General features: G+C 52.1%; 14 protein-coding genes. 3 read left to right on the top strand and 11 right to left on the bottom strand.

Annotated features, from left to right (window positions below):
• Positions 1 to 3: 3 nt before the first annotated feature.
• The 9 genes from KIS77_15710 to mqnE form a co-directional block, all read right to left on the bottom strand.
• On the bottom strand, positions 4 to 411 hold the full coding sequence (locus KIS77_15710; protein ID MCW5923792.1) for a PIN domain-containing protein: 408 nt from the start codon (positions 409 to 411) through the stop codon (positions 4 to 6).
• Positions 401 to 709 carry a hypothetical protein gene (locus KIS77_15705; protein ID MCW5923791.1) on the bottom strand — a complete coding sequence of 103 codons (309 nt, stop codon included), beginning with the start codon at positions 707 to 709 and terminating at the stop codon, positions 401 to 403. The genes KIS77_15710 and KIS77_15705 overlap by 11 nt, the downstream gene beginning before the upstream one ends.
• A 32-nt stretch (positions 710 to 741) precedes the next feature.
• Positions 742 to 1227 (bottom strand): hypothetical protein, encoded by a 486-nt coding sequence (locus KIS77_15700; GenBank protein ID MCW5923790.1) that lies wholly within the window; start codon positions 1225 to 1227, stop codon positions 742 to 744.
• Between the two features lie 81 nt (positions 1228 to 1308).
• Complete coding sequence (gap, locus tag KIS77_15695; GenBank protein MCW5923789.1) at positions 1309 to 2307, bottom strand: type I glyceraldehyde-3-phosphate dehydrogenase; 999 nt, start codon at positions 2305 to 2307, stop codon at positions 1309 to 1311.
• Positions 2308 to 2400: 93 nt separating this feature from the next.
• Positions 2401 to 2664 (bottom strand): hypothetical protein, encoded by a 264-nt coding sequence (locus KIS77_15690; protein MCW5923788.1) that lies wholly within the window; start codon positions 2662 to 2664, stop codon positions 2401 to 2403.
• Between the two features lie 48 nt (positions 2665 to 2712).
• Positions 2713 to 3297, bottom strand: a complete 585-nt coding sequence (locus tag KIS77_15685; protein ID MCW5923787.1) for a DUF4240 domain-containing protein — start codon at positions 3295 to 3297, stop codon at positions 2713 to 2715.
• 48 nt (positions 3298 to 3345) lie between these two features.
• Positions 3346 to 4128, bottom strand: coding sequence for a menaquinone biosynthesis protein (locus KIS77_15680; protein MCW5923786.1), 783 nt, complete (start codon positions 4126 to 4128; stop codon positions 3346 to 3348).
• A 301-nt stretch (positions 4129 to 4429) separates the two neighbouring features.
• Positions 4430 to 5044: a histidine phosphatase family protein gene (locus KIS77_15675; GenBank protein ID MCW5923785.1), complete on the bottom strand. Its 615-nt coding sequence runs from the start codon at positions 5042 to 5044 to the stop codon at positions 4430 to 4432.
• 472 nt (positions 5045 to 5516) lie between these two features.
• Positions 5517 to 6725 (bottom strand): aminofutalosine synthase MqnE, encoded by a 1209-nt coding sequence (gene mqnE, locus KIS77_15670; protein ID MCW5923784.1) that lies wholly within the window; start codon positions 6723 to 6725, stop codon positions 5517 to 5519.
• A 476-nt stretch (positions 6726 to 7201) separates the two neighbouring features.
• Here mqnE and KIS77_15665 point away from each other — a divergent pair, with 476 nt between their 5' ends.
• The 3 genes from KIS77_15665 (at position 7202) to KIS77_15655 (ending at position 8543) form a co-directional block, all read left to right on the top strand.
• A complete protein-coding gene (locus tag KIS77_15665; GenBank protein ID MCW5923783.1) occupies positions 7202 to 7453 on the top strand; it encodes a hypothetical protein in 252 nt (83 codons plus the stop codon).
• Positions 7450 to 7824: a hypothetical protein gene (locus KIS77_15660; GenBank protein ID MCW5923782.1), complete on the top strand. Its 375-nt coding sequence runs from the start codon at positions 7450 to 7452 to the stop codon at positions 7822 to 7824. The genes KIS77_15665 and KIS77_15660 overlap by 4 nt, the downstream gene beginning before the upstream one ends.
• A 119-nt stretch (positions 7825 to 7943) precedes the next feature.
• Positions 7944 to 8543, top strand: coding sequence for a hypothetical protein (locus KIS77_15655; protein MCW5923781.1), 600 nt, complete (start codon positions 7944 to 7946; stop codon positions 8541 to 8543).
• An 11-nt stretch (positions 8544 to 8554) separates the two neighbouring features.
• Here the strand turns inward: KIS77_15655 and KIS77_15650 are convergent, their stop codons facing one another.
• Both KIS77_15650 and KIS77_15645 read right to left on the bottom strand, forming a co-directional pair.
• Positions 8555 to 9007: an FKBP-type peptidyl-prolyl cis-trans isomerase gene (locus KIS77_15650; protein ID MCW5923780.1), complete on the bottom strand. Its 453-nt coding sequence runs from the start codon at positions 9005 to 9007 to the stop codon at positions 8555 to 8557.
• Between the two features lie 296 nt (positions 9008 to 9303).
• The gene (locus tag KIS77_15645) at positions 9304 to 12081 is read right to left on the bottom strand and encodes an insulinase family protein (protein MCW5923779.1); all 2778 of its coding nucleotides are present in this window, start codon (positions 12079 to 12081) and stop codon (positions 9304 to 9306) included.
• Positions 12082 to 12243 lie beyond the last annotated feature (162 nt).

Here is a 12243-nt window from a genome sequence, read left to right as displayed (position 1 = left end):
GTGTCAAATAATAAACGGATTCACGGCGGTAAGTTTTCCTTCGTAGATGCGAAGGTGCTGCAAATCTTCTGAATAAAGCAAGTTGCAATCGGCTTCCAACGCGGAGGCTATGATGCGGCTGTCGTACACTTGGATAGTGTCTTTTTGAAAAATGTCGAAAGCCTTTTGAACGGTTTTTTCAGTGTCGAGAATGAGTGTACAGTTTCGGAGCAATCTGCGACCGTGCTTCAGAGCATCGGTCTTGCCGTAGCCGAACTTTTTAATGGCGACATTGATATTCTCGAAGACAACTTGCGGAGAGATGAATGGGCGATTCGAGAGGATTTCGAATGCTTTTTTTCGTTTTGCGGGCATATTGTCCAAGAGGTAGAGGAATATGTTGGAATCAACGAAGATTTTGTCAGCGTTCATTGGCTTCGTCTCGATTGAATTTAAAATTGCTCATGTCCACCTGAGGGAGGTCGGCGTATTCGCGCATCAAGGCCTCTATCTTTTCCTTATTCTTCTCACCCGATTCCCGCAGCAGTTTGCGGGTGTATTCCACCGCCTCTTCCGCCACTTGACTGTCGGTTTTTGCTGATTGAGCATATATTTTTTCTTCTTCCACTTCAATGGTGATTTTCACCTTGCGCCCTTGCGCGAAGGAGCGGATTTTCTCGATGATGGAGGCATCGAGTTCGGAAAGAGAAATGCTGAACGTCGCGGTCATTTTTCTTGAATTTTGGACAAAAATAAGACTTTTTAATCAACGACTTCACGCTGTTCAACCTTGACTGCCCTCTCATTTTCAAAAGTTATTTTCAACGTGTGGAATCTCCAGCCAAACCCTGCACTCGACCACCCCATGTCATATTGCCACACATTCGTCGTATCGCCCCAAGTCGGCCCACCAAGTATGCTCGCCACTTCTTCCTTTGTTTTCCCCTCCAACAACCTGCTTTTCATCAAATTCTCTTTCATCTCGTGTCTCGATTCCTTGTCCGAGAACCACTTTTCTTGACTAAAATCTCTTTTAGGAACGTAAGACCACGAAGCAATCATCGCAATGATAAGCCCGACGTAAATTATCGGAGTTACAATAATCGTTGCGCTCCAAACTGTCCATTTTCTTTGTTTTTCATTGCGAATGAATTTTCTAAAAAGCCATCGAAAGGAAAAGAAAACTGCCGCACCAATAAGAAAATTGATGACATAAACTTCAATTGATGGCAAGAGAAAGACAAGCATGACAAGAGGTTTTCAGAAACAACATTGGACGCGAACCCCAAAGTCCAGCGTCCAATGTCCAAAAGTCTAAAGTCTTGAAAGTCAAACCATCGCCGCCAGTTGTGCCAAACGCGCCGAGTAACCAGCCTCGTTGTCGTACCAGCCCACGATGCGGCAGGTGTTGCCGTTGGCTTGGGTCAGCGGCGCGTCGAAGATGACCGAGTGCGTGTTGCGCACGATGTCGCTCGACACGATAGGGTCGGTGCTGTATTCGAGGATGCCTTTGAGCGAGCTTTCGGCAGCGGCTTTGAAGGCCGCGTTGATTTCTTCTTTAGTCGCTGCTTTTTTGATGACGCACACGCAGTCGGTCACCGAGCCGGTGGCGACGGGCACGCGAAGCGAGTGCGCCTCGATTTTGCCTTTGAGGTGTGGTGCCACGAGGATGACTGCCTTGGCAGCACCGGTGCTGGTGGGCACGATATTTTGCGCAGCGGCGCGGGCGCGGCGCAGGTCTCGGTGCGGGCCGTCTTGTAGGTTTTGGTCGGCGGTGTAGGCGTGGATGGTGTTCATGAACAATTGCTCCACCCCGAAGGCCTTGTCGAGCACCATCACCATCGGCACGAGGCAGTTGGTGGTGCAGGAGGCGTTGGAGATGATGAGGTCGGTGTCTTTGATTTGGTCGGCGTTGGCGCCGATGACGAAGGTGGGCACATCGTCGGCTTTCGGCGGGGCGGAGAGGATGACACGCTTGGCGCCCGCTTGGAGGTGTAGCCCGGCTTTTTCTTTGTCGAGGAAAATGCCCGTACATTCGAGCACCACGTCCACGCCGAGGGTCTTCCAAGGGAGCTCGGCGGGGTTTTTCACGGCGAGGGCAGAGATTTTTTGCCCGTTCACGATGATGTATGCGTCATCGTCGGAGACTGATACCGTGCCTTCGAAGCGGCCGTGCATGGTGTCGTATTTCAAAAGGTGGGCGAGCGTGTCGTTGTCGGTGAGGTCGTTGATGGCGACGACTTCGACGTTGGGGTTTTTGAGGAGGTTGCGGAAAGTAAGGCGACCGATGCGGCCAAAGCCGTTGATGGCGATGCGTTTTTTTGCCATGATTGTTTTGAAAAAAGTTGTTCGTTGATAGTTGAACGTTGTTCGTTCTTGGTTAAAAAGCGGGGCAAAAGTAGGGGTTTCAAAATCAATCCCTCAAATTTCCCGGCGGTCGGCGGCCATGTTTTTTTCGAATGCCTGGATATGTTGCCGCTCTATTTCACGGGCCTGCCTTCTACCAGGTATTTCACGCAGCAAAATTTTGGCGTAAAACCGAGGAAACCCGGCAATGCGATTGAATAAGTCAACCTGTTCTCTTACTCTGTCTGAGAGGCCGTCTGCATCTATAACATTGTCGGTGATGCCGTATTTGTAGATGCTGTCGTCGTCGCCGTCTATAATGGCGTAGAGGTGGTGCAACTCTTCGTTTTGGTAGGAATTCCCGTGAAAACCCATGTTCCGAAAAGGCTATTTCCAACCTTCGCGGTTGCCATAAGTTTCGATGTTGAAGGCGGGAACATAGCGAAAGTGTTGGCCGGTCTTGCGCTGATAGGCGAGGCGAGCAATGCGCAAAAGAGCCTCAAAAGCCAAGTTTTTGGGCATCAATTCGGGGTTTTGCAGCACTTTTTCGTAAGCCTCCCGACCATTTGCCACCACACAGCAACGGGCGTAAAGAAATTCGTCGGTGGAGAAAAAAGAGTTGTTGCCATCCGTTTCAACATAGGCATTTTCACCTGTGTTCTCCGCGTGGGCGCGCGAGTCGAGGCGGTGCAATTTTTCGGAAAGAATGTCTTGAAACTCGTAAATGTGGCGCAGAGGGTGTTTAGAGAGTGCTTCCACGACGGGTTCAATCACCGCATTGCTATCCCCTTCTTTCGACCAATCGAGCAATTCCATGAGCGACCAAAACTGCTTTTCGCTCAACCCTCCGGATTGGGGTGAGACACTCACCTTGATTTCCAAAGAGGCGTGGGGGTATTTTTCCCGCAGGCTTTCCACAAAATGTTCGTCCAATGTGTCAGTTGAAAGCCGGTAAATTTCTTGCTCTCCCATAGGATGAAGTTTTGCCACAAAAATAGGTTTTTTTGACAAGAAGCCGCACTACGTTTCGGCAATCGCCCCTGCGCTCCGCCGCAAGCGATACCCCTCCTCGCCAGCCACCAAGCCCAAAAAACGATTCAAGGCCAGCCATTTGGCTTCATCCAGTTCGTAACTGATGTTTTCCCGAAAATACTTTTCCACGTCGAAGCCATCGGGCATGGTGGGCAGGATTTTGGTCAATTGGGGAATGTGGTCGAGGCCGATTTGCAAGGCTGCGTTGAAGCGAGCGAGCAGGTCGGGATGCAAGGGTCTCACGCTCACCCAAGCCGCAAAGACGAAGGGCAACCCCGTCCAGTCCGTCCATGCTTCGCCGAGGTCATACACGAATGGGAAGCGTTCGTGCTGCCCGATGGCACGGTCGCCGATGATGAGGCCTGCCGTGTCGCCGCCGATTTTTTCCTCATAACCCGCTGTCGCTGCGAGAAATTCGGGTTGGATGTTCCAATATTTTTCACACAAAATCCGCGTCAAAGCCACCGACGTGCGCGAGTGAAAATCGAGATAAATCCGCTTGATTTCGGAAAGTGGTTTTTCGGAAAAAACACACACCGTCTTCACCGTGCCGACCGAGCCGATGCAGTAGTCGGACACGAGATGCGCTTCGGGCAATTCGGGAATAATGGCGACCGGCGTGAGCACTACGTCCGCTTCGCCCGTGAGCAGTTTTTGCGCACACACGGAGGGAATATCGAGGCTCAAATCAATTTCGCCCGCCAAATCGCTGCGGAAAAGGCCGTAGATGAAGGGTTTGGTGTTGAGGTATGAGACGGCTGAAAGGCGCATTATTCGTTGTTGGTTGCTGGTTGTTTGTTGTTCGTTCTCACGCAGATTTTTGTCATCCGCCGCAAGGCGGATCTGTCCGCGTCACGGTGCAATTTACGGTTGGTTTGCGCGCTATTTTTCCGTCGTAGAGTGCGGATTTTTATACCTTGATTCGCTAGGATTTGTTAGATGAACATGATTGATATTCTTGATTTTTAGCAGATTGCGATTGCAGCCATGCCCAAAACCTAACGGCGCGAAGTGTACAAAATGACAAACCAAGCAAGACGCAGATTCGACAATCCCGATTTTTTCGGGATTGTCAAATCTCTACTTCCGCTAAATGCCTCGTATCATTTTCCACTTCAAACACATACTCATCGTTCCGGCAATGAATTACATACAGCCCCGTGTTTGCGTGCGACACACCCTCCATGGCGGCAGGGCCAAGGCCTTTGAGCATGGCAACAAAGCAGCGCATGGTGCGGCCGTGCGTGGCAATGAGGATACGTTTTTCCGAGCGGGTTTTGAGCCATTCGAGGAAGCGCTCTACCCTTTGCATAAGTTGGCGGGCGGACTCGCCATTGGGCAATGAGGCATCCAAATTGCCCTGTTTCCAATGTTCGAGGGTTGCTCGGAAATCGGCAATGCGCTCCGGGGTGCTGGGTTTGCCCTCGTGGTCGCCCCAACTGATTTCGTTGAGGTCGGAGGTTTGAATCCACGGGATTTCTTTTTCCAAAAAATGGCGTACGGTCTGATGGGTGCGCCGCAGTTTGGAGGTGACGATGAGTTGAAAATCAACTTCCTGATACGTCTCAAAAAAAGTGCGGGCTTGTTCTCGACCCGTCTCGTTCAGGTCGGTGTCCACACCGCTGCCTTGCACGATGCCGAGGCGGTTGAAGTCGGTTTCGCCGTGGCGAAGGATGTAAAGAGTCATTAATAAAGTCATTAAAGGTTATTCGAGGGTCATTTGGAGAGTCATTAAAAGTCATTAAGGGTCATTTGGAGAGTCATTAAAAGTCATTAAGGGTTATTAGGGGGCATTGGGGGTTATTAAGAGTCATTAGGGGTCATTAGGGGTCATTAGGGGTTATTAGGGGTCATTAGGGTCATTAGGGGTCATTAGGGGTCATTAGGGGTTATTAGGGGTCATTAAGGGTCATTGAAAAAGTCATTCGGAGGGTTATTCGAGGGTCATTGAAAAAGTCATTCGGAGGGTTATTCGAGGGTCATTGAAAAAGTCATTCGGAGGGTTATTCGAGGGTCATTGAAAAAGTCATTCGGAGGGTTATTCGAGGGTCATTGAAAAAGTTATTCGGAGGGTTATTGAAAAATAGGGAAAATGACCCCTAATGACCCCTAATGACCCCTAATGACTCTTAATAACCCCCAATGACCCCTAATGACCCCTAATTACTCCCAATTACCGGCAACTCGATATACCCCCGATAAGCTTTGTCTTCCTCAAATTCCACGTCGGTGAAATCTTGGAGCACATTATACAAGGTGTCGCGCTCGATGGGGCGGCGGCCCACGCGGCGAATCATGTCCACGAGTTGCTGGGTGGAGAGGGCGGGGTGTTGTTCTTCGGAGCCGGCCATGGAGTAAATTTTCGTCGTGTCGTCAATGGTGCCGTCGAGGTCGTCCACGCCGAAAGCGAGGGCGAGTTGCGCGGTGGTGCGGCCAATCATGGGCCAATAGGTTTTGATGTGGTCGAAATTGTCGAGGTAGATGCGGCTGATGGCGTAGTTGCGCAGGTCTTCCACCGTCGTGCTTTCGGCGATGTGGCTCATTTGGTTGTCCTGATTGCGGAATTTGAGGGGGATGAAGGTCTGGAAACCGCCCGTTTTGTCTTGCAATTGGCGCAGCCGTTCGAGGTGGTCAACGCGGTGGTGCCACTGCTCGATGTGGCCGTAGAGCATGGTCGCGTTGGAGCGCATGCCGAGTTGGTGCCAGATTTCGTGGATGCGGAGCCATTGGTCGGCATCGCATTTGTCGGCGGCGATTTGCTCGCGGATTTCAGGGTGAAAAATCTCCGCGCCACCGCCGGGCATACTGTCCACGCCCGCGTCTTTGATGAGCTTCATGCCTTCTTCGTAACTGATTTTCGCCTTTTTGAAAATGTAGTGGTACTCCACCGGCGTGAGTGCTTTGACGTGGAGTTCGGGGCGGTGTTGTTTTATTTTTTGAAAAAATTCGAGGTAAAACGGCAAATCATATTGCGGCAAAACGCCCCCGACGATGTGCACTTCCGTCACGGGTTGGCCGTCGTAATTGCGGACGATGTCGAGCATTTCGTCCATCGAAAAAGCCCAGGCGTTCGGGTCGTTGCGCTGCTTGATGAGGCGCGAGTAGGAGCAGAACTTGCAGTCATAGACGCACAAATTTGTCGGCTCGATGTGGAAGTTGCGGTTGAAGAAAGTATTGTCGCCGTTTTTCTTTTCCCGAATAAAATTGGCGAGCGCGCCGACGTAGGGGAGGTCGCCATGCTCGAACAAAAAAACACCTTCGTCAAAGTCAATGCGTTGATTATCGGCGACTTTTTGGGCGATGTGGCGATGAGCGGCGCTGAGGTTTGAGTCGTTCAGAAGGAGGTCTAATTGTTCGATTCCGCGCATTTGCTTGTTTATTTTTCGACAAAAACCCCCGCAAGCGGGGCATTGTTCAGTATTTTCATTTTTTTTTGAAAGCATACCTTGATTCGCTAGGATTTGTTAGATGCACATGACTGATGTTCTTGATTTTTAGCAGATTGCGATTGCAGCCATGCCCAAAACCTAACGGCGCGAAGTGTAGCAATCAAATACTATACTTGTTGCGGTGGAGGGCTTTGAGTGAAGGGCAAGCCCTTAAAGCAGGTTCTGACAAGGTGGTTTTGAACGAACGGTGTTCGCAATCCTTTGAAAATCATACAAATCAATCAAGGGCATCTCTGCCTTGCCAACGGGCAGATTCAAATCCTCTTTAATCTGGGTATATCTCACAGGCACAAAGTAAGTCAAAATATCCAACCGTTCTGAAAAAAAGCTCCGCCATCACTTGCCCCTTCCGCCACACGAGCTACCTTGCAGCCACAAACCAACCCCCGCTGCTCATGGCACACCCTATCCGCCACAGCGTGCGGAACACCGAGGCTGCCATGCTGGACGAGATGGGCGCTCCTGCCAACCGGGGGCGCGTCGGGGATGCCCTGCAAAGCGCCCGCTCCCGCCTTTTTTCCACGGCACGGCGCTCCGTAGAGACAGAGCGGGCGGCTCCGCCTGCCGGGCTTGATTTTCACAACCTGAATCGCCACAACCTAAAACCACCACACACACACCTGCAACAACGACAAAAACAGATATGAAAAGCAAACTGCTGAACGCGACATTGGTGCTCACTTCTTTGTTCGGTTATTTGGAATGGGGAAAAGACAATAGCACCTTTCTGTTCCAGGGCGAGTATGAGATTTTGACCAAACTTTTCAACGACCCGCAATCCGTTATTCATCCCTTTATCCTGCTCCCACTTTTCGGGCAATTGCTGCTTTTGACAACACTGTTTCAAAAGAAACCCAACAAGACACTCACTTATGTGGGCATGGGCTGCATTGGCCTGCTGTTGGGGTTTATGTTCGTTATCGGGATATTGGGACGGAATTACAAGATATTGATTTCCACCTTGCCGTTCATAGCGACGGCCATTGTCGTCATTCGCAATTTCCGCAATGGCACATAATCGAATGGGTTGATTGAAAAGAGAGGCAGTTTTTACTCGTTTTTTATCATGGGTTTGTTGGCACTTAGCTGCCTCACGTTCAATTTTGCCTTATTCTTTCATTCAACTCATATTCCCTCATGCCAGCTCCAATCGTACCTGCCGCCCCGCCTCGCCTGACCGCAGCCGAGCTGTTTCAAAGACTTCAAGCCCGAGGGCTACACATCGAAAGGGAGCGTTTCCCGTTTTTCGTGGTGGGCATAAGAGGCTACTACAAAAGAACGATGGGCGACCCCGCTCAAAATGACAGGGGTATCTACGACGATGCTATTTTTCTCGTCTCTCCGACCGATTTCATCTCTTACAATGCCAACACTGACCCCAAAACCGTGCGCAAGGGCAGGGGGAAGGGCAGTGAAAAAGGCATGGCCCGCCTGAAGGCAGGGATTTATTTTGTGCATAAATTCGACAGGCACAATGGAAGATACGAGGCGCTTTGCCAGCGGCTCGGGCCCGTCACCGTCATCCGTGATGGCATTGAAGGTGACTACGAACATACAGGGAATTTTGGCATCAACATCCACCGGGGGGCATTGACGGAGACGGGCAGCGTGGGCTGTCAGACCATATACCCCACCCAATGGGATAGTTTTATCCGAACCGCAAAGATGCTCGCGCAGCGGTATTATCCCGACACTTGGCAAGAAGGCCCGATTCCGTATATCTTGATGGAGGAGTGATGATTTGCCCGCTAAAAGTCAATGAGTTCGATGTCGAAGATGAGCACTGTGTTGGGTGGGATGGGTCCTAGTCCACTGGGCCCATAAGCGAGATAGGAGGGCAACAAAAAGGTGCCTTTCCCGCCTTTTTGCAGGAGTGGGATAGCCTCTTGCCAGCCAGTGATGAGATTGGACAGAGGGAAAGTGGAGGTGTTCTCGTCGAACACGCCGCCATTCGTGAAATAGCCCTTGTACTTGACTTTCACGTTCGATTGAAGGGTGGGGTGCCCACCCGTGCCTGCTTCGGTGATGATGTGGTGAAGCCCGGAGGGGGTGGCCGTTGCGGTCAGGTTTTTGTCGGCCAGGTACTGCTGTATGATTCTTATGTCCTCCTGCAATTGTTCTTCTGGGGTGAGGGTTTTGTCCTTGTTGCAGGAGAAAAAGATGAATCCAACAAGAGCTAGCAAAAAAGTGAAGTAGCGCATTTGTGTAATTTTTTTGGGCAAATATATACTTGGTTCGCTAGGGTTTGTTAGATGAACATGATTGATGTTCTTGATTTTTAGCAGATTGCGATTGCAGCCATGCCCAAAACCTAACGGCGCGAAGTATAACAAGTTCGGTGAAGCACTGGCCAAAACGTGTTGGGGTGTGGCTGCCGTCCAAACCAATTTTTTCGGGCTTTTACGCAAAAGACTTCGGGCGCTTCGCCAAACAGCCGAGCGCCCGAAAAATGTCGCAATGACCCTTAATGACCTTAATGACCCTTAATGCCAGATAACTACGGCTTTGCCTTTTTGCTCACCACTTTTCCATCGGCATCAATCTGGATGACTTCGAGGCCGAGTTGTTGGAGGCCGGGCATCGTTTTTTCTGCGTCGGCGGCCATGAACCAGCCGAGGTTGTTGGGCTGCACGATGGCCTTCGCCACGGCTTGCACATCTTTCAAGGTCAGAGCCTGCACTTTGCTGCTGTATTTTTGCCAGTAGTCGTCGGCAAGGCCGTATTTCACCAAGTTGCGGGCGCTGGCATTGACGGCGTTGTTGGTCTCCCACATTCCCGCCATGCCGAGCACGGTGTTTTGCTTGGTCTTGTCGAATTCAGCCTGCGTCATCTGTTTGTCGCCGACAAAGGCATTGACCTCTTTGATGATTTCCTGCACACTTTCTTTGGTCTTGTCGGTCTGAACGGGTGCGAACACGAGGTATGGGCGTTGGCCGCGTGTGTTTTGCACGAAAGCGCCCGCGCCATAAGCCCAATGCTTGTCTTCGCGGAGGTTCATGTTGATGCGGCTTGTGAAGTCGCCTCCGAGCACATTGTTCATCTGCTCGATGGCTGCTTCATCCATCTGCCCGTAAGGCTTGGTGAGGTAGCCCGCCACTATCATGCTCTGCTGGCTTTCGGGGCGGTCAATCAAGTAGATTTTGTTGGCGCTGGCGGCAGGTTTCACTTCCGGGATGACCTTTTTGGGGGCATCGCCTTTTTGCCAAACACCAAAACGTTTTTCCAATTTTTCCACCAGTTCGGGCATGGTGATGTCGCCCGTGACGACGATGGTGGCGTTGTTGGGTTTGAGCCAGCGTTGATAGAAGCCCCGCACCTCGTCGAGCGTGAGCGATTTCACCGCATCTTCTTGGCCGGTGCCGGTCATGGGCATTCCGTAGGGGTGGTCTTTGCCGTAGAGCAGTTCGGGCATGACGCGCATGACCATGCCTTGCGGGCTTTTTTTCTCGTTGGCAATCTGGCTCAACTGTTGGTCGCGCAGGCGGGTGAAGTCGGCCTCCGGGAAGGAGGGGTTCAGCACTACGTCGGCCATGAGGTCGAGGCTGGGGTCGAGGCTTTGTTTGAGCGCGTTGAGGTTGACGTAGGAATGGTCGAGGTCGCTAAACGTGTTGATGCTTGCGCCAAGGAGTTGAAGCCGCTCGTTGATTTGCAGGGAGGTGAGCGACTTGGTGCCTTCGTCGAGCATATTCATGGCGAGTGCGGCGAGGCCGGGTTTGCCGCCAAATTTGTCGCTGCAATAGCCTGCGTCGAACATCATGCTGGCCACCACGGTGGGGCTTTCGGTGCGGCGCGTGAGCACCACTTTCATGCCGTTTTTGAGGGTGGCACGCTGGATGTCGGGGAAACGCGCGTTGACCTCTTTGCTGACCTCGGGTATCTTCGAGCGGTCAACGTCGGTACCGGTGACGCTGTATTCGGGGAAGGGGCTGCATATCAGGGTGAAGCGGCCTTCGCTCAGCCATTTTTTGGCGGCGGCGTGCACTTCTTTGGTAGTGGCTTCGTGATACCAGCGGAGCAGTTTTTTGTAATAATCGGGGCTGCCGCCATACACCTCGTGTTGGGCGAGGATGTCGCTTTTGCCGCCGAATCCGCCGATGCGCTCCAGCCCTTTAAGGTAGTTGGCGAAATAGGCGGCTTTCACGCGCTTGAGTTCCTCTTCCGTGGGGCCGTTTTTCAAAAACTCGTCAAGGATTTCGCTGATGGTGGCTTCCACCTCTTCCACCGACTTGCCTTTTTTCACGTTGGCTTGCAGATAGACGTTGCCCGCGATTTCGCCGGGGCCGGCAAATGCCCACGCGGAGGTGGCGATTTGTTTTTCGTAAATCAATTTTTTGAACAAACGGCTGTTTTTGCCGCTGGAAAGCACTTGCGCGGCAAGGTCGAGCAACACGGATTCGCGGTTGCCCCATTCGGGGGTGTTCCATACCATCGTGACTTGTTGCTCTGGCACGCGGTCTTGGTATTCGGCGCGGGTGTTGTCGGTGCGGCGCGCATAGTTGATGCCGGGGCGCGACACGGTGGGGCCTGCGGGGATATTGCCGAAGTACCTCAGCACCTTTTCGTAAGCGGCGTCGGGCGTGATATCGCCTGCGATGACGATGACGGCATTGGCAGCGCCGTAGTAAGCCTTGAACCACTCGTGCACATCGTCAAGGCTGGCGGCATCGAGGTCGGCCATTTCGCCGATGACGGTGTGGCCGTAGGGGTGGTGCGGGGGGTACATTTCTTTTTGGATGATGTCCCAGCCTTTGGCGTAGGGCTGATTTTCGCCTTGGCGCTTTTCGTTTTGCACCACGCCGCGTTGCTCGTCGAGTTTGGCTTGGTCAATGGCGCCGAGCAGATGACCCATGCGGTCGCTTTCGAGCCAGAGCACTTGGTCGAGCGCGCCGACAGGGACGTTTTGGAAATAGTTGGTGCGGTCTTCGTTGGTGGTGCCGTTGAGGTCGGTGGCACCGATGGCTTCGAGGGCTTGGAAATAGTCGGTGTTGAAGTTTTCGGAACCGTTGAACATGAGGTGCTCGAAGAGGTGGGCGAAGCCTGATTTGCCGGGTTTTTCATTTTTGGAGCCGACGTGGTACCACACGTTGACGGCCACGATGGGTGCTTTGTGGTCTTCGTGCACGATGAGGCGCAAGCCATTGGGCAGCGTGAATTTTTTGTAGGGAATATCAATCGAACTGGGGTCGTAGGTGGGGTAGTCTTGGGCGAGCAGGGAGAGCGGGGAGAGCGCAAGCCCCCCGAGCAATAGTAGGGCTACAAGAAGGAATCGTTTCATAATATCCTGTGTCAGTTTGGTAAAACAATGTTTGAGACAATCGTTGCGCCGAAAAGCGCGTGCGAAATTGCGAACCGTCGGCGGCAGCGATTAAAACTTTGGATGAACGATAGCATTGGAGGGGCGAATGGGGGAAATGAGGCCGTTCCTCTCCGAGAAAAG

The sequence above is a fragment of the Saprospiraceae bacterium genome (assembly GCA_026129545.1).
Lineage (GTDB): Bacteria > Bacteroidota > Bacteroidia > Chitinophagales > Saprospiraceae > M3007.
Note: the sequence above shows the minus strand (reverse complement) of the source record. Positions and strands in the feature narration are given on the sequence as shown.

Coding starts and splice junctions, on each gene's coding strand:
- KIS77_15710 (MCW5923792.1), bottom strand. CDS start 411: ATGAACGCTGACAAAATCTTCGTTGATTCCAACATATTCCTCTACCTC.
- KIS77_15705 (MCW5923791.1), bottom strand. CDS start 709: ATGACCGCGACGTTCAGCATTTCTCTTTCCGAACTCGATGCCTCCATC.
- KIS77_15700 (MCW5923790.1), bottom strand. CDS start 1,227: ATGCTTGTCTTTCTCTTGCCATCAATTGAAGTTTATGTCATCAATTTT.
- gap (MCW5923789.1), bottom strand. CDS start 2,307: ATGGCAAAAAAACGCATCGCCATCAACGGCTTTGGCCGCATCGGTCGC.
- KIS77_15685 (MCW5923787.1), bottom strand. CDS start 3,297: ATGGGAGAGCAAGAAATTTACCGGCTTTCAACTGACACATTGGACGAA.
- KIS77_15680 (MCW5923786.1), bottom strand. CDS start 4,128: ATGCGCCTTTCAGCCGTCTCATACCTCAACACCAAACCCTTCATCTAC.
- KIS77_15675 (MCW5923785.1), bottom strand. CDS start 5,044: ATGACTCTTTACATCCTTCGCCACGGCGAAACCGACTTCAACCGCCTC.
- mqnE (MCW5923784.1), bottom strand. CDS start 6,725: ATGCGCGGAATCGAACAATTAGACCTCCTTCTGAACGACTCAAACCTC.
- KIS77_15665 (MCW5923783.1), top strand. CDS start 7,202: ATGGCACACCCTATCCGCCACAGCGTGCGGAACACCGAGGCTGCCATG.
- KIS77_15660 (MCW5923782.1), top strand. CDS start 7,450: ATGAAAAGCAAACTGCTGAACGCGACATTGGTGCTCACTTCTTTGTTC.
- KIS77_15655 (MCW5923781.1), top strand. CDS start 7,944: ATGCCAGCTCCAATCGTACCTGCCGCCCCGCCTCGCCTGACCGCAGCC.
- KIS77_15650 (MCW5923780.1), bottom strand. CDS start 9,007: ATGCGCTACTTCACTTTTTTGCTAGCTCTTGTTGGATTCATCTTTTTC.
- KIS77_15645 (MCW5923779.1), bottom strand. CDS start 12,081: ATGAAACGATTCCTTCTTGTAGCCCTACTATTGCTCGGGGGGCTTGCG.